17 protein-coding genes are annotated in these 19,108 nt (G+C 60.4%); 3 read left to right on the top strand and 14 right to left on the bottom strand.

Annotated elements, in window-relative coordinates; all coding sequences use genetic code 11:
• Positions 1-432 precede the first annotated feature (432 nt).
• The 6 genes from WCJ41_RS15465 to WCJ41_RS15440 all read right to left on the bottom strand — a co-directional run bounded on the left by WCJ41_RS15465 (position 433) and on the right by WCJ41_RS15440 (position 6,827).
• Entirely contained in the window at positions 433-1,950 is a 1,518-nt protein-coding gene (locus WCJ41_RS15465; RefSeq protein ID WP_336906732.1) for a pyruvate kinase, read from the bottom strand.
• A gap of 116 nt (positions 1,951-2,066) precedes the next feature.
• Positions 2,067-3,140 carry a sn-glycerol-3-phosphate ABC transporter ATP-binding protein UgpC gene (ugpC, locus tag WCJ41_RS15460; protein ID WP_336906731.1) on the bottom strand — a complete coding sequence of 358 codons (1,074 nt, stop codon included), beginning with the start codon at positions 3,138-3,140 and terminating at the stop codon, positions 2,067-2,069.
• A 4-nt stretch (positions 3,141-3,144) separates the two neighbouring features.
• Complete coding sequence (locus WCJ41_RS15455) at positions 3,145-4,038, bottom strand: ABC transporter permease subunit (protein ID WP_336906730.1); 894 nt, start codon at positions 4,036-4,038, stop codon at positions 3,145-3,147.
• Between the two features lie 10 nt (positions 4,039-4,048).
• Positions 4,049-4,933: an ABC transporter permease subunit gene (locus WCJ41_RS15450; RefSeq protein WP_336906729.1), complete on the bottom strand. Its 885-nt coding sequence runs from the start codon at positions 4,931-4,933 to the stop codon at positions 4,049-4,051.
• 80 nt (positions 4,934-5,013) lie between these two features.
• Positions 5,014-6,348, bottom strand: coding sequence for a glycerol 3-phosphate ABC transporter (locus WCJ41_RS15445; RefSeq protein ID WP_336906728.1), 1,335 nt, complete (start codon positions 6,346-6,348; stop codon positions 5,014-5,016).
• Between the two features lie 119 nt (positions 6,349-6,467).
• Positions 6,468-6,827 carry a hypothetical protein gene (locus WCJ41_RS15440; protein WP_336906727.1) on the bottom strand — a complete coding sequence of 120 codons (360 nt, stop codon included), beginning with the start codon at positions 6,825-6,827 and terminating at the stop codon, positions 6,468-6,470.
• Between the two features lie 169 nt (positions 6,828-6,996).
• Here WCJ41_RS15440 and WCJ41_RS15435 point away from each other — a divergent pair, with 169 nt between their 5' ends.
• On the top strand, positions 6,997-7,923 hold the full coding sequence (locus WCJ41_RS15435; RefSeq protein WP_336906726.1) for a sugar phosphate isomerase/epimerase: 927 nt from the start codon (positions 6,997-6,999) through the stop codon (positions 7,921-7,923).
• Between the two features lie 49 nt (positions 7,924-7,972).
• On the opposite strand, the gene WCJ41_RS15430 is transcribed toward WCJ41_RS15435, so the two are convergent.
• The 8 genes from WCJ41_RS15430 to WCJ41_RS15395 all read right to left on the bottom strand — a co-directional run bounded on the left by WCJ41_RS15430 (position 7,973) and on the right by WCJ41_RS15395 (position 15,639).
• Entirely contained in the window at positions 7,973-8,341 is a 369-nt protein-coding gene (locus tag WCJ41_RS15430) for a CHAD domain-containing protein (RefSeq protein WP_336906725.1), read from the bottom strand.
• Positions 8,342-8,819: 478 nt separating this feature from the next.
• Positions 8,820-9,131, bottom strand: a complete 312-nt coding sequence (locus tag WCJ41_RS15425; RefSeq protein WP_336906724.1) for a trimethylamine methyltransferase family protein — start codon at positions 9,129-9,131, stop codon at positions 8,820-8,822.
• 147 nt (positions 9,132-9,278) lie between these two features.
• Positions 9,279-10,232, bottom strand: a complete 954-nt coding sequence (locus WCJ41_RS15420) for a dipeptide ABC transporter ATP-binding protein (protein ID WP_336906723.1) — start codon at positions 10,230-10,232, stop codon at positions 9,279-9,281.
• On the bottom strand, positions 10,229-11,200 hold the full coding sequence (locus tag WCJ41_RS15415) for an ABC transporter ATP-binding protein (RefSeq protein WP_336906722.1): 972 nt from the start codon (positions 11,198-11,200) through the stop codon (positions 10,229-10,231). The genes WCJ41_RS15420 and WCJ41_RS15415 overlap by 4 nt, the downstream gene beginning before the upstream one ends.
• Positions 11,197-12,144 carry an acetamidase/formamidase family protein gene (locus WCJ41_RS15410; RefSeq protein WP_336906721.1) on the bottom strand — a complete coding sequence of 316 codons (948 nt, stop codon included), beginning with the start codon at positions 12,142-12,144 and terminating at the stop codon, positions 11,197-11,199. Before WCJ41_RS15410 ends, WCJ41_RS15415 begins: the two co-directional genes overlap by 4 nt.
• 63 nt (positions 12,145-12,207) lie before the next feature.
• Positions 12,208-13,824, bottom strand: coding sequence for an ABC transporter substrate-binding protein (locus WCJ41_RS15405; protein ID WP_336906720.1), 1,617 nt, complete (start codon positions 13,822-13,824; stop codon positions 12,208-12,210).
• 43 nt (positions 13,825-13,867) lie between these two features.
• Positions 13,868-14,788, bottom strand: coding sequence for an ABC transporter permease (locus WCJ41_RS15400; protein ID WP_336906719.1), 921 nt, complete (start codon positions 14,786-14,788; stop codon positions 13,868-13,870).
• Positions 14,788-15,639 carry an ABC transporter permease gene (locus tag WCJ41_RS15395; protein ID WP_336906718.1) on the bottom strand — a complete coding sequence of 284 codons (852 nt, stop codon included), beginning with the start codon at positions 15,637-15,639 and terminating at the stop codon, positions 14,788-14,790. The genes WCJ41_RS15400 and WCJ41_RS15395 overlap by 1 nt, the downstream gene beginning before the upstream one ends.
• A 154-nt stretch (positions 15,640-15,793) precedes the next feature.
• On the opposite strand from WCJ41_RS15395, the gene WCJ41_RS15390 reads away from it, so the two are divergent.
• Positions 15,794-17,425 carry an ABC transporter substrate-binding protein gene (locus WCJ41_RS15390; RefSeq protein ID WP_336906733.1) on the top strand — a complete coding sequence of 544 codons (1,632 nt, stop codon included), beginning with the start codon at positions 15,794-15,796 and terminating at the stop codon, positions 17,423-17,425.
• 21 nt (positions 17,426-17,446) lie between these two features.
• Positions 17,447-18,889, top strand: coding sequence for an amidase (locus WCJ41_RS15385; protein ID WP_336906717.1), 1,443 nt, complete (start codon positions 17,447-17,449; stop codon positions 18,887-18,889).
• The last annotated feature ends 219 nt before the right edge of the window (positions 18,890-19,108 follow it).

The following is a 19,108-nucleotide window of genomic DNA, read 5'->3' as shown; positions in this document are numbered from 1 at the left end:
AATAGGCCAACAAATCACTATTTTATTGGCTATCCCGCAACTTCTGGAGTCTTCATTGACTCGTTGAACTTTTGTAATAATTACTTGCTATTTACATCCCGGTAGGCGCTTTTTGGGCACGCCACTTTCACGATTTAGGTCGCCCGTAGATTTTGGTGCTGGGCAGACAGATTTGCCCTTGTCATCTCAGTGAACAAAGGCTCAAGCGCGCATGTGAACGGGGAGTTCTTCGGGCTTCTCGTCGTTGAAGACATTCAACTCGATGACGGCGAAGCACGCGATTCACAAGGCCGCATCATAGAAGTCCAGCAATCCCGTGAGGTCTGCTTCTTCCTGCATCCCTTCCCATCCCCACCACAGCGCGACGCCCACGAGGATCGTGTAAAGCAGGCTCTTGGCAATGTTGCGGACGATCAGAAAATTCCAAAGTGCCTAATCGTTGAGGTGCTGAGGACCATCCCATGCACCAAGCGCCCCGAGTTTTGCGGACTTCTTGGTTTGGTGGCGATCCATGCGGCGGAGAATGCCATCGAGAAAGGCGACGGCTTCAACGATATGCGGCCCCTTGTTAAGCATCACGCATTCGGCGCGCTGGCCCATGGCGGCATCAGTCGTTTCGGCGCGGGTTGCGGCACCCTCTTTAACGAGCGTCTCCAGTACCTGTGTTGCCCACACAACGGGTACATGGGCCGCCTCGCACAGCCACAGGATTTCCTCCTGGACTTCCGACAGGCGCGGCAGACCAATCTCAACTGCTAGGTCGCCACGCGCGATCATCACCGCCACGGGCATCATTGAGCCCGTTTGCACCAGAAGGCGCGGCAGGTTCCTTACCGCGAGCGGCGTCTCGATCTTCAGCATCAACGCCGGCATCTCCCTTCCCTCCATGCGGCCAGCCAATTCATCCGCCAACCTGCGAATGTCGGCCGGCGTCTGCACGAATGAATAGCCAATGATGTCGGCATTGGCGGCGACGAAACTTAAATGTAAGAGGTCATCTTCCGTTAGGGCTGGTATATCGAGGTCAAGGCCAGGAAGGTTGACCCCCTTTTCGGGCTTCAGCCTGTAGCCCTTGCTGCGGGCGAATGTGACCTCCGCCGTGACCGCCGCTTCCGAAGCACCCACCACGCGGGCACCAAGCTTGCCATCATCCATCCACAGGCCAGTTCCCGCCATCAGCTGATCGACGAGTTGCGGATGGGATAACGTGACTTGCGGTAGGGGGCACTTGTCCGCCAGGGAAGCCGCGATTATGAACCGGTCGCCTGGAAACAACCGCGTGTCCTTCTTTGCATCGACCTCCCGGATGCGGATCTTGGGGCCTGCGAGGTCCATCAGCACGCGAACGTCGCGGCCAAGCGCCTTCGCAGCCTGACGAGTGTGCCCGATCATCGCGGCCCACGCGTCTTCGTCGTCATGTGCACAGTTGATGCGCACGCAATCAGCCCCTTCGCCGATGAGTGCCATGAGCAGCCGAGCATCCTGGGCCGCCTCGCTAGGCAACGTCACCATGATGCGGGTACGCGGCCCGGCGGGATCCTTGCCAAAAATGCCACTCTGGTTCTCCAGCAATGTGGCGGGTCCGACCATAAATGCCTGAGCCGCCGGAAATTGGACTTCCGTCGAGCCGGCGATGCGTGCGAGTGATGCAATCACCGCATCCAGGCTGGGCATGACATGGGCCTCGCTGCGGCCGAGTGTCGACAGGCCGAGCGCTTGCAATCCAGGTTGCATGTCGCGCAGCTCAGCACGCCGAAACGCCAGATAATGTGCCAGGTTCTCGGCAGATGGTAAGAAGTGGGAGCCTCCCAAGGTAGGGCGCCACGCGTCGAGCAACATGCCTGCGTATTCGTCGATCTCGCGTCTCAGCGTGCCGAGACGGTCACGGAGAGCGTCGGGACGGTATTCATCGAGGTCTCGCTGAGCATTCGTGATGGTGTCTGTCATCATGTCAGGCTGAGCGGAAACCGTGAACATCATGTGACGACAAGTTGCAGTTGCCAATCGACTTTCGTGCCCAGCGACCGCCGAGTGCCTGAACGCAACATGGCGCAAACTTTGAAAACTCAATGAGAAATGCGTCGACCGCTCTCGGGATGAAAGAAGTGCAGCGCTCCGGGTGCAAGATCAAGCAACACCTCGGCGCCAGCTTCTACTGCTCCTGCGTCCTTGCTCGAAACAACCACCTGGGACGACCCTATCTCAGCATGGAGTAACCGGGACGATCCCAATTCCTCCGTGAAGTGAACTTTGGCGCGCACTCCCTTTCCGTTTTCTGCAAGATTGATCGACTCGGCCCTTATTCCCACATGAACTTCGTCGGGCAATGCGCTCCCTCCCGAACGATCGCCCAGATCCAGAGTCTGCCCGTCGGCAAAGACAAGGAGAGATGACCCCGCCCCTCTGCGGGCCGGCAGGATGTTCATGCCGGGCGCTCCAATGAAGGATGCGACATAGGTAGACTGCGGGCGATGGTACACATCGGCAGGCGTTCCCACCTGTTCGATCACCCCCTTGTTCATGACCACGATCCGGTCGGCCAGTGTCATGGCCTCCACCTGATCATGCGTGACGAACAATGTGGTGGTGCCTAGTTTTTGGTGAAGCCTACGTATCTCGACGCGCATCGCCACGCGCAGCTTGGCATCGAGATTCGACAGAGGCTCGTCATAGAGGAACACCTTGGGCTCACGGATCATGGCGCGCCCCATGGCCACGCGCTGGCGCTGACCGCCCGAAAGCTGCCCGGGCTTGCGGCGCAGAAATTCACCAAGCCCGAGAGATTCAGCCACGGCCTTCACCCGCGTCTCACGCGTGTTGCGCGGGACGCCCGCGACCTTGAGGGAATAGCCGATGTTGTCGGCCACGCTCATGTGCGGATAGAGGGCATAGTTCTGAAATACCATTGCGCAGCCGCGCTCGCGTGGCTCGAGCGTGTTGACAACCCGCCCCCCGATCTCGATCTCTCCCGACGTCACCGCTTCTAGGCCGGCCACCATCCGTAGCAGGGTTGACTTGCCGCAGCCCGAGGGACCTAGGACGACGACGAACTCACCGGTCGCTGCCTCGAAGTCCACACCGTGCACGACCTCGTTCTTTCCATATGCCTTTTTCACTTTGCGCAGGCTGATGGCTGACATCTGTTCACTTCTCGGTTGTGATGAGGCCTCTGACGATCAGCCTCTGCAGGAGGATCGACACGACGGCAGGGGGTATGAGTACAATGAGTGTTGCAGCCATGGCGGTGTTCCATACCGGAGGCTCACCGAAGCCTTCCGGAACCATCTTCTGAAGCTGCATTGTGGCCGTGGCGTAATTTGCTTGGTCAGTGATCACCAGCAGCGGCCAGAGATACTGGTTCCATGCATAGACAAACATGATCGCTGCCAGTGCCGCCATGTTGCTTCGCGACAGCGGCATCAGGATCTGCCAGTAGAATCGCAGGGGGCCAGCCCCGTCCATCTTCGCGGCCTCGGCGAGATCCTTGGGTATGGTTAGATAGAACTGCCGGTAGAGAAAGGTGCCCGTCGCTGTGGCCACCAGTGGCAGCACGAGACCAGGATACGTGTTGAGAAGGTTCCACTCCGGCAGCACCAATTGGAAGCCGAGGAAGTTCAACGTCTGCTGCACCGGGCTCAATACATTGGCCGCCACCGCATAGGTCGGCACGATGCGCACTTCGAGTGGCAACATCAGAGTTATGAAGATTGCCCAGAACACCAGCATGCGCGCCCGGTAGCGGAAGAACACGATTGAAAATGCGGTGATCGACGCAAGGAACACCTTTCCTACCGTCACAAGCACCGAGGAGATGAAGGAATTGGTAAGAGCTGTCCCAAAATTTCCCTTGGTCCAGACTTCGCTGAGATTTTCATAGAGATGGCCGCCAGGCCATAGCGGCATTGGCACCCGGTTGACGGTCACGAAGTCATGGCTTGCCGCTGCGAACACCATCCAGAACGGCACGAGGATCACGAACAGCATGACCAGCAGGACGACTTGCGACAAAGCATTGAGAAGAGGGGTTCGCTCGATCATCGGATCATCCTCATGCGTAATGGACGCGTCGCTCGACGAAGCGGAACTGGATGAAGGTGAGAACAATGACCAGCAACATGAGCACGATCGACTCAGCGGCTGCCAGCGAGTAATCCTGCGCCTTGAAGCCATCGAAATAGATCTTGTAGACCATCAGCTCCGTGGCACGTGCCGGACCACCATGTGTGGTGATGTCAATGATGCCGAAGCTGTCAACGAAACTGTCGGTCAGGTTGATGATGAGCAGGAAGAACAACGTAGGCATCACCAGCGGCACCTGGATGTCCCACATGCGGCGCAGTGCACCGGCGCCGTCCATCGCACCAGCCTCGGTGAGGGGTCGGGGAATGGACTGCAGGGCAGCGAGGAAGAACACGAAGCTGTAGCCGATCGATTTCCATGCCTGGCACAGGACAACAAGGATCATTGCGTCAAGACCGTCCGTCGCCGGGTTCCAGATGTTCGGGAACCAGTCGTTGATCGCCGCGACGAAGCCGGCATTGGGAGAGAAGATGAAGCGGAAGGCGAGCCCAGCCGCAGGCGCAGCCATGGCGTATGGTATGAAATAGGCAAAGGAATAGATCTGGTGGCCAGGCAGGCGACGGTCAACCAGCAGGGCGAGAAACAGCGACACCGAGATGATGATTGCAGTTGTCGCCACTGCGAAGATGATCGAGACCTGAACCGAGTTCCAGTACTTTGGGTCCTTGAAGACCGTGGAGAAATTCAGCCAGCCCACCCACTGGTTGCTGCCGCCGAAAGGCTGCTCGAGCGTGAAAGCCCAGTACAGCGCCTCGCCGGTTGGCCAGTAGAAGAAGATGAACACCAGCAGCAGCTGCGGCACCACAAGCGCGGTGGCGAGCCAGATGTTGGTGAATGCCGCGTGCCTGAGCAAAGCGTGAGGTCCAGACTATTCGAGGAGAAGGCGCCGGGGTTTGGCCGGGCGGCCTATAAGCCGCCCGGCCCGGTCCCGTATCAGGGCAGCTGCGCGCCCTGGAAGGTCTGCTCGTAGCGGCGCAGGATCTCATTGCCCGTCGCCACTGCATCGTCGATGGCGACCTGGACGTCCTTCTGACCAGCGAAGGCTGCCTCGAGCTCGGACTTGAGAGCCTTGCGGATCGAGGTGTAGTTACCAAGGCGAATGCCACGGGTCACGGGCGTGCCGTTGGATGCGGTCAGCGAAGCGATGGCGAGTTCACGGCCGGCATTCTCGGGCTTCTGGTAGAAGCCTTCCTTGTTCAAAAGCTCAAGGCCATCGGCGCGCACCGGGATATAGCCAGTGTTCTCGACGATGTACTTCTGGCCGGTGTCGGCTGCGGTGACATAGTTGAGGAAGGCTGTCGCCGCCTCATATTCCTGATCCGTCTTGCCCTTCATCACCCACAGCGAGGCGCCACCCACCAGCGTGTTCTTGCGCTCCTTGCCGTCGAGCAGCGGAAGCATCGCAACACCCCAGTTGAAGCCCGTCGCCGTCTGCTTGAAATTGCGGAAATCGGCGATCGATTCAAAAATAGAGGCGCAGCTGCCGTCGGCAAATGCCTGGTCGATATCCTTGCCGGTCTGTTCCGTGTGCAACTCGGCAAAGCCGGCATCGAGCCAGGACTTGTAGTCCTTCATGTGATCGACGTAGGCCGTCTTGTTGAACAGGAGTTCCGCACCGAGCCCGTCATAGCCGTTGTTCATCGTGGCGATGGGCAGGTCGTTCGAGGCAGAGAACTGCTCGAGGGCGGTCCAGGTGTCATAGTCGAGCGCCAACCCGCAAGAGACGCCGGCAGCTTTCATGGCCTTCAAGTCGGCGGCATATTCGTTCCATGTCTTGGGGGCTTCAGTCTTGCCGATCTTCGCCCAAGCGTCCTTGTTCCAGTAGAACATCGCAGTGGAGGAGTTGTAGGGGAAGGACCACATCTCACCCTTGGAGGTGGCGTAATAGTTCTTGATACCGCCAAAATAGGAGTCCCAATCGACGGTCATGCCATGGTCCTTGGCGAACTGCACGGCAGGAATGATGGCATCCGAAAGCATGAAGTTCACGGTACCCGCGTCATAGATCTGGACGATGGTGGGCTGCTGCTTGGCGCGATAAGCCGCAATCGTGTTCTGCTCGGCCTTGTCGTAACCGCCCTGCCCGGTGCACACGGCTTCGTACTTGTCCTGCGACTGATTGAAAAGATCGCAATGCTTCTGCACGACTTCGGCGATGGCGCCAGTGTTGCCGTACCAGAAGTCAAATTTGATTCGCTCCGCGTGGGCGGGAGCTGCGGCGAGAGCGAGCGCGCCAAGGGACGCAGCTGCAATGAGAATTCGGTTCATGTGTTACCTCCGAGTTGGCGGCGAGCGGAACGCTCCCCAACCAACAAGCTAGAGGTCGGTGGATGACGGCTGTGGGACGGATTGGTAAACGAATCCTGACGTTCACATGACGGAAGGGTTCACGCCCCCGCAGCGATCACAACGAAGACATTGCCACCACTGGTCACGAACCGATCGGGAGCGGTGCGCGATACAGAGTAGCACTTCGTGTCGCGCCCGCGCAGGCTCGACCAGGACGTGCACAACTGGCCCCCCGAAATCCGCCATTGGCCTTCGTCGCGCGTGGCGACCGGCGCGTCGAGTGTGATCTCCGCTCGTCCGTCAGGCAACAGTGTCATGTGGCCATAGCGCCAGCCATCGGTTTCCCACCACTGCAGGGTCTGGCCGACCAGCGCATCCTTGAGGTCCGCCTCGGCGAGGTCGCCAGCCGCGGCGCTGCCGCACATGAGAACACAGGCAATCAGGGTCAGACTTCGCATGCCGACTCACCTTTCGATGAAGAATGAATGACATTATGGCGTCATTCTTTCGTCAATCAAAGAAAAACTCGGTGGCATCAACCGGTAACAAAGCTGTCGCGGGTTCTACATGGGGCGGAGCTATCGCTGCGCGCAGCGGCGTGGTGCCGCCACATTCAGGAACACGCCAATGCTGCAGAACGGAAACATCGGAGTTGGCATCTCCGCTCACAAGCGCGCCAACGACCTCTCGGACTTCGGGGTGGAACTCGACATGATCGAGGAACTCGGGGTTGCCACCATCGAACTGCCGACCTATGATATGGATATCGTGGTTGGCGGGCGCATACGCCAATCGCAGATGGATGCCCTGAAGCAGGCCTGCTCAGGCCGCACTGTCGCTTTCACCGTGCACGGTCCACTCGCCATCAACTTCATGGACGAGGATTGGCGGCTTCCCCGCCATCTCGAGGTGCTGGCCGCCTCGCTGGATGTCGCTGCCGAGGTCAAGGCGGCAAATTACGTAGTACACGCCGGCGTGGCGCCGATGCAGCAGGCCGAGGGGTTGGAAGAAGCCTATCTGCGCCAGCGCGAATGGCTGCAGATGGCGGGCGATCTCGCTGCGGAGCGCAACATCACCTTGTGCGTCGAGACGCTGTTCACCGACAATGGCAGCCAGCACACGCCGACACCGCTGCGGTTGGCTCAAGAACTCGCCGCCATCGACCATCCGGCTGTGATGGCGACGATCGACTTCAGCCATTCCTATCTCCGGCTTGATTTCGAAGGTCGGCGGTCAGATTTCCTGAGCGAGGTAGCAGCACTTTCTCCCTTCGCGAAGCATCTCCACATCCACGACAGCTTTGGCCGCCAGGACGATATCTGGATGTTCACGGAAGGCGAACGGCTGGCCTTTGGCCATGGCGACCTGCACCTGCCGGTGGGCTGGGGCGACATCCCCTGGACGGAACTGATGGCGGAATGCCGCTTTCCCCAGGGCGTCGTCTTCAACATCGAGTTGAAAGAGCGCTACTGGTACGCTGCCCGCGAGTGCATTGCCGCCACCAAGTCCCTCGCCGCGCAAGCTCGCACAGTGCTGCGTGAAGCGGCTGAATGAACAGGCAAAAAGGGTGGCGCTTCGCGCGCCACCCTATCTGGTGCCGGGTTCAAGTCCAGAATGCGTCCTGCCGCCTGAAGTTCTTCCACTTCTTTGCCAGATGCGAATCGGCCACAAGCGTCGCGTGGCAATACCAGCCGAGCAGATAGCCAGACGCGAAGTAGGTCTCGATATCAGGCGGAAGTCCCAGTGAATGGATGAAGGCCTTTGCCGTAGCAGCATCATTGTGGGCACCAAGATCTTCCCGAAGGTCGGCAACACTCTTGAGGTATGAACGCACGCCGTTCGACTTGCCAAACAGGCTCCTGAAGAACTCCACGGCATACCGCAGGTTTCTCAGTGCGATGTGCAACTCATGGCGTTCGTCGTCAGGCATGTCCAAAAGATGCTTGCCGCGCTTCAGAGACAGGTGCCGCAATGGGCACGAGCCTGATCGCCAATGGCGATATTTGGACAATCCTCATCACCGCCGAGGCCAGTAAGAACAGCGTACTGCGGCGGCTTTCGGTACCGGGATCAACCCGCACCTGTTTCGGGATGAGGCGACGACAGCGCTCGCGATCCACGATCCTGCCCACGTGCGGTGTGCGGTTCCCCTGCTCGGGCATTGGCAAATGTCGACCACAGAACGCTATTCCCAACAGGCGCAGAGCCTTGAGGCGCAGAGGGAGTTTGCGAACCTACTCCGACGTCTGAGGATAAGGTAACGGACCAATCGACCGACATGACAGCTGAAAGAAGGCACGCGGATGCAATTGACGGCGCCAGGAGCAACGCTAGGATCTGTCGTGGCACCGTCGACAATTTCTGTTATAAATCAAGGTTTTATTGGAGGTTTATGGCGGAGGGAGAGAGCCTGGCAGCCAACTCTCTCTGCTTGTAACCCATTGATCTTGTTAACACCAGGAATTCACAGGGTTCGAATCCCGCACGGTGCTGCGGCAGAAGCCCGGGTCGAAGCGCACCCGCGTGTCCTGCACGTTGCAGCCGGCTTCACTGAAGATGTCGAGTATCTCGGGATCGCCGTGAAACTCCATTCCCGTTTCCTTGAGGATGGTGTCGGCGTTGCGCTCGATGAGCTCGAGCCCCTCGCCCGACAGCACATTGAAGGTTTCCAGCTTGCGCGAGATGAAGGGACCGCGCGCGGCAGACTTCACCTCCTCGGCGCTGGAGGAACGGATGCGGTGCTTGGGGGTCAGTCGGGTCATTGCCGCGCGACTATCGTCCAGGCCGCGCGCAGCGGCAAGCGTGCCAAGAGCACTAGAGCGCAGGATAGGGATGCGCGTGCTGCGACGCGCCGCCTCAGCCCGTCGCGATCAGCTGCCGCGCTGCGGCAAAGACGTCGTGCATGCGCGCTAGGCCTCATCCACGAAGTGACAGCGCGCGCGGGACGCGCCAGAACTCCGCAAGGGCGGCTCATCACGCCGGCAAATTTCCTGCGCGATGGGGCAGCGCGGGTTGAAGGCGCAGCCGGGCGGGACGTCTTCGGGGTTCGGCGGATCGCCGGGCAGCAGCACATGTGTCTTGCGGCGCGTCGGGTCGATCTCCGGAATGGCGGAGATCAGCGCCTGTGTGTAGGGGTGCTTCGGCTCGCCGAGCACGGCGTCCGCTGGGCCTTCCTCGACGATGCGACCGAGATACATCACCGCCACGCGGTCGCTCACATGCTGCACCACCGACAGGTCATGCGAGATGAAGACGTATGAGAGCCGCAGCCGCAGCTTGAGATCGTCGAGCAGATTGAGGATCTGCGACTGGATCGACACATCGAGTGCCGAGACCGGTTCATCGAGCACCAGGAGTCGAGGTTCGAGTGCGATGGCGCGCGCGATGCCGATGCGCTGGCGCTGGCCGCCAGAGAATTCATGCGGGTAACGCGTGGCCGAGGCCGGGTCGAGGCCGACGAGCGCGATCAGGTCCTTCACCTTTGCGGCACGCTCCGCCGTGCTGCCGATGCCGTGGATGTCGAGCGGCTCGGCAATGATCTGCGCGATGTTCATGCGCGGGTCGAGCGAGGCATAGGGGTCCTGGAACACGATCTGGATGTCGCGCCGCTTCTGACGCATGGCAGCGCGCGAGAGCGACAGCAGGTCCTCGCCATGGAACAGCACCTTGCCCCCGGAGGGCTCGATCAGCCGCATGAGCATGCGGGCGAGCGTGGACTTGCCGCAGCCCGACTCGCCGACGATGCCCAGCGTCTCGCCTTCGGCCAGCGACAGGCTCACGTCATTGACGGCGCGGACGAGGCCCTTGCCATCGCGCGCGGGGAAGAACTTTGAGAGGCCCCGGGCCTCGAGCAGCGGCGTCATGGCACGGGGTTCCAGCAGGCGGCGGCATCCTTGCCCAGGGCAATCAGCGGCGGCGCGTCGATGCGGCAGCGTTCCAGTACATTGGGGCAGCGCGCGGCGAAGCTGCAGCCCTGCCCGCGCGCTCCCGGCGGCGGCACGAGGCCGGGAATGGAGGGCAGGCGTTCGCCCTTCCGGGCGCGGCGCGGCGATGAGGTGAGAAGGCCGTAGGTGTAGGGGTGGTGCGGATTGGCGAAGACATCCACCGTGCGCCCCGTTTCGACGATGCGGCCGGCATACATCACGGCGATGGTCTCGCACATCTCGGCCACCATGCCGAGATCATGGGTGATGAGCAGCACGGCGAGGCCCAGTTCCTTCTGCAGCGCCTTGAGGAGCTCCATGATCTGTGCCTGGATGGTGACGTCCAGCGCCGTCGTCGGCTCGTCGGCGATCAAGAGCTTCGGCTTGCAGATGATGGCCATGGCGATCATCACGCGCTGGCGCAGGCCGCCTGAAAGCTCATGCGGATATTGCAGCAACCGGCGCTCGGCGTTGCCGATGCCGACCTGTTTCAGGACGCCGATCACCTGCTCGTCGGCCTCCGCGCGGCGCTGGCCACGGTGCAGCATCAGTGGTTCGGCGATCTGCTCGCCGATGCGCAGTGTGGGATTGAGGCTGGTCATCGGTTCCTGGAACACCATGCCGATGCGGTCGCCGCGGATTTTCTGCATCTCGCGCTGCGTGGCGGCGGCAAGGTCCTTGCCGTCAAACAGGATGCGTCCCGCGTCGATGCGTGAGGGTGGGCTTGGCAGCAGGCGCATGATGGTCTGCGCGGTGACGCTCTTGCCGCAGCCTGACTCGCCTACGAGGCCCAGCGTGTGCCCGGCCTTGAGTTCGAAGGAGACATCCTCCACGACGCGGACCGGGCCCTGCTCCGTGCTGAAGCCGACTGTCAGGCCATCGACGCGGAGCAGGGCATGTTCACTCATTCAAACACGACACGCGGGAAGTAGAAGGAGACAACCCAGTTCGGCATGTCGACGATCTCGCTGATGCGCAGGTCGCCACACACCGAGCACAGCATGTAGGCATCGACGGCGTTCATGTTGTAGCGCTTCGAGAGAAGATCGATCATGCCGGTGACGGCGGCCTTGGCACCTTCCATGAGATCGGGGCCGATGCCGGTGGTCACCTCATAGCCCTTCACGTCGAGGTGGCGGGAGACAGGGCCGGGCGTGGTGAAGCGCGGAAAGGCGAGGTTAGCACCGTTGACGAGATCAAATCTGGCCTGCAGCGAGCACGGGCTTTCAATCGCTGTGCCGCAGACTTCGCCGTCGCCCTGGCAGGCATGGGTGTCGCCAACGCTGAACAACCCGCCCGCCACCTCGACGGGGAGATAGAGTTCGGTGCCTGCCGCCATGTCGCGGATGTCCATATTGCCGCCCATGCGGCGCGGCGGCACGATGGAATGGGTGCCGGTCTCAGCCGGGGCGAGGCCGATGGTGCCACAAAAAGGCTTCAGAGGCACGCGACCGCCGGGACCGAACATGGCAGGCGCCATGGTTGTGGCGTCATATCTCCAGATGTGCAAGGCAGGGTCCTTGAACTGGTCTGCCAGCAGGCCGAAGCCCGGGATGTTGGCCGTCCAGCCCCAGCCCGAGGGTGCAAAGTCGAGCAGCGTCACCTTGATGGCGTCGCCGGGCTGAGCGCCTTCGACGAAGACGGGACCGGCAACGGGGTTGACCTTGCCGAAGTCGAGCGCCTTCAGGTCGGCGAGTGTCGACTTGGCGTTGAGCTGGCCGCCGGAGGAATCGATAGGGTGGAACTCCACCGTCTCGCCCGGCGTGATGCGGACGACCGGCGGATTGTCGCGGTTCCAGCCGAAATGGCACTGGTGGTCATGGATGGTGTGGTTGCAGACGTGTTTTGTCATGGTGCCCTCAATGACAATGCTCCCTTCCCCGCGGGGGAAGGGAGCATGCGTGGTTTGATCAGCCTACTGAGCGTCCCTGGCGTAGATGTAGTCGTAGTTCACCGGAATATGGATCGGGTCGGTGAACAATGTGGCGTCGCCGCCCAGGCGTTCGGAATGATAGGTGAAGCGCTTCTCGTTGAAGATCGGTGCCCAGGGCGCATCCTTCAGCACGTCGTCAAAGATCGCCTTCCACTCGGTGATGCGGGCGTCCTTCTGGTCGTCCTTCACCATCGCGTCTGCCTTGGTGGCACGCTCGTCGAGTGCCTTGTTGCAATACCTGGACCAGTTCCAGCCGCCCTCAACGGCGCCGGCACAGCCGAGGATGCCATAGTAGAAGTTGGCCGGATCCGGGAAATCGGCGATCCAGGCCATGCCACCCGACCAGATCATCGGCGCCTTGCCAGCGCCGCCGGCGGCAATCACCTCGGCCTGCGCGAGCGAGCGGATTTCCGCCTTGATGCCGACGGCCGCGAGGTCCTGCTGGATCGCCTGGGCGATACGCGGGTTCGGGTCGACGTTCATGACATAGAGCTCGGTGTTGATCTCGCCCACGCCTGCTTCCGCCAGCAGCTTCTTGGCGCCCTCGGGATCATAGCCATAGCCCTTGTTGTCCGGGTTGTAGCCGGGCATGGCGGGCGGCAGCGCCTGGCTGGCCGGCACGCCGCGGTTGTTGATGAGGCGGACAATGCGGTCCTTGTTGATGGCCATGTTCACCGCCTGGCGTACCTTCACATTGTCAAAGGGCGGCTGGGTGACGTTCATGGTGACGTAGCCAGTGTGCAGCTGGTCGCCCTCGGCGATCAGCGGTTTGTTGGCGGGGTCGGCCATCAGTTCGGCGAACTGGGCGGGCGGAATGCCGTCACCCACGATGTCGATCTCGCCCTTCTTGAGGCGCAGCACCGCCACCGTCGGATCCTGGCCGAACTCGAAGGTCACGCCGTCGAGATAGGGCACGCCGGCGCGGAAGTAGTCCTTGTTGCGCTCGAGCTTGATCGACTGGCCGGGCACCCATTCTACGAACTTGAAGGCGCCTGTTCCCACAGGCTTCTTGCCCCAGTCCGCACCCGCCTTCTCGACTTCTTCCTTCGGCACCACGTAGCCGAAGTTGATGGCCATCAGGTGCAGGAAGGTGGCATCAGGGCGGGTGAGCTTGAAGATCACCGTCTTGTCGTCGGGCGTCTCGATGCCGGACAGCGTGGTGGCCTTGCCGCCCACCACGTCGTCATAGCCGGCGATCATGCCGAAATAGCCGCCGCCGGGGCTCTGCGTTGCGGGGTTGACCGCGCGTTCGAAGGAATACTTAACGTCGGCGGAGGTCATGGTCCGGCCGTTGTGGAACTTGACACCGTCACGCAGCTTGAAGGTGTAGGTAAGGCCGTCATCCGAGACGGTGTAGCTCTCGGCGAGGTCGGGCACGAGTTCGGTGGTGCCCGGCTTGTAGTCCATCAGACCGTCGAAGATCGACTTGATGACCGACCAGTTCTGCCAGTCATAGCCCACCTGCGGGTCGAGCGTGGTGAGGTCGTTGTTGAAGGTGACCGTTGCCTGGCCGCCCTGCTTGGGGGCGTCCGCCATGGCGAGCGGGGCCGCAGCCAGCAAGGCCAGCGCAGCCACGGCCGAAATCAGCAGTTTCTTCATCGAGCTTCTCCCTGTTGTCGTTTGTTCGTTTGTGTATGTTATCTCAGCGCAAGCGGATGCGCGGGTCAATCAGCGGCGACACGAGGTCGGCGATGAGGTTGCCGAGCACGATGAAGCAGGCAGCAACGATGGTCACCCCCATGATCACCGGGATGTCCAGCGACTGGATTGCCTGCCACATCAGCTGCCCGATGCCCGGCCAGCCAAAGACATTCTCCACCACCACGACGCCCGACATGAAGATGCCGACATCGAGGCCGATCATCGCCACGATCGGCAGGATGGCGTTGCGGAAGCCATGCTTCATGGTCACCCGCCACTCGCTCATGCCCTTGGCGCGCGCTGTCCGGATGTAGTCGTTGCGCAGCACCTCGATCATCGAGGAGCGCATCATGCGCGAATACCAGCCACCGCCCGCGAGGCCGAGCGTAAGGGCGGGCAGAATGAGGTTGGAGAGCTTGCCGTAGCCTCCCAGCGGGAACCAGTTCCAGAGATAGGCGAAAAGATAGAGCAGCGTGAGACCCAGCACGAATTGCGGGGTGGACACGCTGACGAAGGACAGTGTCATGGCCGCCTTGTCGGCAAAGCGGCCGCGCCGGGTGGCGGCATAGATGCCCGCCGGGATGCCGATCAGCAGTTCGGCGATGATGGCGCCCAGCATGAGCAGCAACGTGGGCGGAAGGCGCGAGACGACGAGCGGACCCACCTCGGATTTTCGCGCGTAGGACATGCCAAGGTTGCCGGTGACGAGGCGGCCCAGGTAGCGCGCATATTGCTCCGGGATGGGCTTGTCGAGGCCGAGCTGGATGCGGATGTTGTCGCGCATCTGGGGTGTTGAGTTGCGCCCGGCGATCATCGCCACCGGGTCCGCCGGAATCATGAAGGTGAGGCCGAAGGTGACGATGCTGACGCCGAGCAGGATCAGCAACGAGGCGGCGAGGCGCCTAGCGAGGTAGTGCAGCATCAGCCCCTCCCGCGCTGGGTGGGGTCGAGGGCATCACGCAGGCCATCGCCCACCAGGTTGAAGGCCAGCGCGAGGATGAGGATCGCAGCACCCGGGATGAAGACCAGCCACGGGGCGTTGAGGAAATAGGACTGGCTTTCGAAGATCATCATGCCCCAGGCGGGGGTGGGTGGCTGCACGCCACGCCCGAGGAAGGACAGCATGGCTTCCAGCAGCACCGTGGTGGCGATGCCCAGCGTGGCATAGACAATGACCGTGGGGATCAGGTGGGGCAGCAGGTGGCGGAGCAGGATGCGGCCATTGCCGGCGCCCAGGGCGCGTGCGGCCTCGATGTATTCGCGCTCCGAGAGCGAGACCGTCTCGGTGTAGATCACCCGCGCGATCTGCACCCAGTTCACCAGCGCGATGACGAGGATGACGATGTTCAATCCCGGCTTGAGGATTGCCGCCAGCGCGATGGCCAGCAGCAGCGGCGGAAAGGCCATCATCAGGTCGGTCAGCCGCATGATGGAGGCCCCGGTCCAGCCGCGCATATAGCCGGCGACGAGGCCCAGCGCGGTGCCGATGGTGACGGCAATGCCGTTGGCCACGATGCCGATGAGCAGCGAGGTCTGGGCGCCAAAGAGCAGGCGCGAGAACTGGTCGCGGCCATTGGTGTCGGTGCCGAACCAGAAACGCCAGCCCGGAGGCAGGGGCGAGCCTTCATCCGTCAGCCCGTCGAAGAACTGTTCAGTCGGGTTATAGGGCGCAATGACGGGGGCGAAGATGGCGGCCATGGCGAAGATGAAGATGACCACGAGACCCACTATCGCCAACTTGTCGCCGCGGAAGCGCTTCCACGTGTCGCCCATGAACCTGCCTGAAATCCGTAGCCATCGAAGAAGCGGCAAGTCTATCGGTCAAAATCCCGGGTGTGGCAAGGCCCCACATTCGATCGTTGGCACTTGTTGGTGGGCGCTTTCTGATATAGAATCCAGCAATCTTAATTACTTGGGGGCGAACGCTATGCGCAAGACTTTGCTATCGGGATTGTTTGCATTTTCGATGCTTGTTGGCATGCAGCAGTTTGGCATCCAGCAGTCTTTTGCTGAACCCAAACAGGGCGGAGCAGCGGTCATCACCTTCAACAATGATTTCACGACTCTTGATCCCCAGGTCGGCTACGACTTGCAGAACTATGTTGCAATTCGCAGCATCTTCGACAGGCTGATGGACTACAAGCCCGGCACAGTCGAACTCGTTCCGTCGCTTGCGGAAAAGTATACAATCTCCGAAGACGGAAAAACCTATACGTTCAACCTTCGCAAGGGTGTGAAGTTTCACAATGGTCGTCCGCTGACCTCGGCCGACGTCAAGTACTCCCTCGAGCGCGCTGTGAATCCGGCCACCCAGTCGCCGGGTAGCGGTTATTTCAGTGCGATTGTCGGGTACGACGAACTTTCGGCGGGCAAGGCAACGGAGCTTTCAGGTATATCGACGCCGAGCGATGATGTTGTGGAAATCAAACTCAGCCGGGCCGATGCCACCTTCCTCTATTCCATGTCACTTCACTTTGCGTCGGTTGTTCCTAGAGAGGAAGTTGAGAAGGCAGGAGCCGACTGGGGGAAACAACCTGTCGGGTCAGGCGCGTTCAAGTTCGTCGAGTGGATACCGGGCCAACACGTAATCCTGGAGCGCAACAAGGATTACTGGCTTTCCGGCGTCCCGTATCTTGACCGACTGACATACGAATTTGGTCAGGATCCCACCGTCTCAGTCCTTCGTCTCAAGAAGGGGGAAATTGATGTTGCTGGCGACGGCGTGCCGCCCGCGCAGTTCGCAGCAGTTACCACTGACCCCTCCACAAAGGACCTGGTGGCGATGGGCGACTGGCTTCAGACTGCCTTTATCACCATGAACGTTACTCAACCACCATTCGATAAAGTTGAAGTCCGCCAAGCGGTCAACATGGCCATCAACCGTGACCGGATTGTTCGCCTCATTAATAACCGGGCCAACCCAACCTTCCAGGTTCTGCCTCCGGCGATGCCGGGATATGATCCGGAATACAAGGGCTATGGCAATGACATCGAAAGGGCAAAGAAGCTGCTCGCCGATGCTGGATATCCTGACGGATTTGACACGGAACTCTACGCCATGAACGTTGATCCGCATCCTCGTATCGCGCAGGCGATCCAACAGGACCTCGCCGCCATCGGCATCAAGGCCGAGATACGCTCACTCGCCCAAGGTGAAGTAATCGGGGCCGGTGGATCCGGCAAGGCACCCATGATCTGGTCGGGCGGGATGGGCTGGTTGACAGATTTTCCAGATCCCGCAGGTTTCTACTCCGCGATCCTAGGCTGTGCTGGTACGTCGGAGGGTGGTTGGAACTGGGCCAAATACTGCAACAAGGAAATAGACGCGCGGGCCGCAAAAGCGGATTCGATGACAAAACCCGATCAGGCAGCTGCGCGCATTACAGAATGGCAATCCATCTTCCGGGATGTCATGAAGGATGCTCCGTGGGCTCCGGTCTACAATGAGAAGCATATCACGTTCCATTCCGACCGGATTGGTGCAGACCCGAGCGTGTTTGTTGATCCCTTCGACACGCCGCTGAACTATCGCTACATCTATGCGAAGGACGTCCAATAAACGCGATAAGCCGCAGCGGCGGTGAGACCTTCCGAATATGCAGGCTACGACGCAACAGGGCTGGCTGAACTCGTACGAAGGCGTGAGATCACATCTTTAGAACTCGCTTTATCGGCCATAGATGCAATCGAAAAGGTGAATCCTCGCCTTAACGCTGTTGTTGAGATCTTCCCGGACCTTATCGATCGGCTACGCCGGCAGGTGCCGCGTACTGGTGTGTTTGCGGGCGTTCCCATCCTCAACAAGGATCTACTCGCCGATGCGGGACGGAAACTGGAGATGGGCAGCGAATTGGCGCGAGGCTTCGTCGCTCCCTACACGGATTGCCTGCCGGGACGTCTCAAGCGGCAGGGCGCCGTTGTACTCGGCAGGACTACCACTCCTGAATTCGGCATGGCCACCGTGACGGAGAGCCGGATCGCCGGGATTACGCGAAACCCCTGGGATCTTGATCGCACCCCTGGTGGATCGAGTGGTGGATCGTGTGCAATGGTGGCTGCACGGGCCGTACCCATTGCCACGGCAACTGACGCAGGAGGTTCTATCCGTAGCCCAGCTGCGCATTGCGGCCTCGTCGGTCTGAGGCCCTCACGTGGCCGTATATCACAAATGCCCTTCAGAGCTGATCCCCTTGTGGGACTGTCAGTCAGTTTTGTAGTCACGAGATCGGTCCGCGACTGCGCGCTTGCCCTGGATGTGTGTCAGGGTCGAGAGCCAGGCGATCCATATGGCATGGAAGTAACAGCTGGCTCTTTCACCCACAGCATGAGGACGTCAATGGCGCGTCTTCGCGTCGCCTTTGCTGAAGCGCCCTGGTCCGGCGATAGCGTCAGCCCCGAGATGCTCCATGGGCTCCATAAGACGATCCGGGTATTCGAGGCGCATGGGCACACTGTGGAGCAGGCCATGCCGAGATTCGATTGCAGTGGCTTTTCATCGGCCATTCTCGACGTCTGGTGCTGCAATATTGTACATTCGATTGATGCGCTTGCCAAAAAATTTGGTCGTCAACCAAGTTGCGACAATATTCAATCCTCGATATTGGCCTATTACCGTCGCGGAAAGAAACTCACCCTTGATGGTCTGATGAACGCACTCGGTATTATCGACAACACCAATCGAATCGTTGGTCAGTTCTTCCAGAATTATGATTTGTTCGTCACGCCTACATGTCTGTCGACAGCCCCTCGTATCGGTGAACTCAACTGCGACCCAGCTGGTGAAGTCGATGCTGAACGGTGGGACAGATCGATGAACCGCATCGACGCATTTATGGCGGTGTTCAATGCGTCGGGGCATCCCGCGATCTCGGTACCGGTTCACTCGACTGACCAGGGGCTCCCCGCGGGAATCCAAATAGTTGCCAGGTTTGCGGAGGAGGAACGTCTTATTCAGGCCGCGCTGCTGCTTGAAGAGGAGTTGCCGTGGAAGGATCGGTATCCGGCTTGTTCGGTTAGAGATTAGCAGTGTGCTGTTGATGGCTTCGCGAGTCGAAGTGAATCTTGGGAGGTCATTGAGAGCTTCAGACCGACCTAGAAGAATGCCAACCACGCGCAACAGTAGGAGAACACCATGGCCCAGCATTGCGGCCTGTGCCTGTTGATTTGCACTGAGAGTTGACCCGGGAGGGGCACAAGTTTCCACTGAGAATTGACCCATGTTCTGACCTTCCCCCTGGCATTT

Source organism: Aestuariivirga sp. (assembly GCF_037139295.1).
Classification (GTDB): Bacteria; Pseudomonadota; Alphaproteobacteria; order Rhizobiales; family Aestuariivirgaceae; genus Aestuariivirga.
The sequence above is the reverse complement of the archived record's forward strand: the minus strand, read 5'-3'. Positions and strand labels throughout refer to the sequence as shown.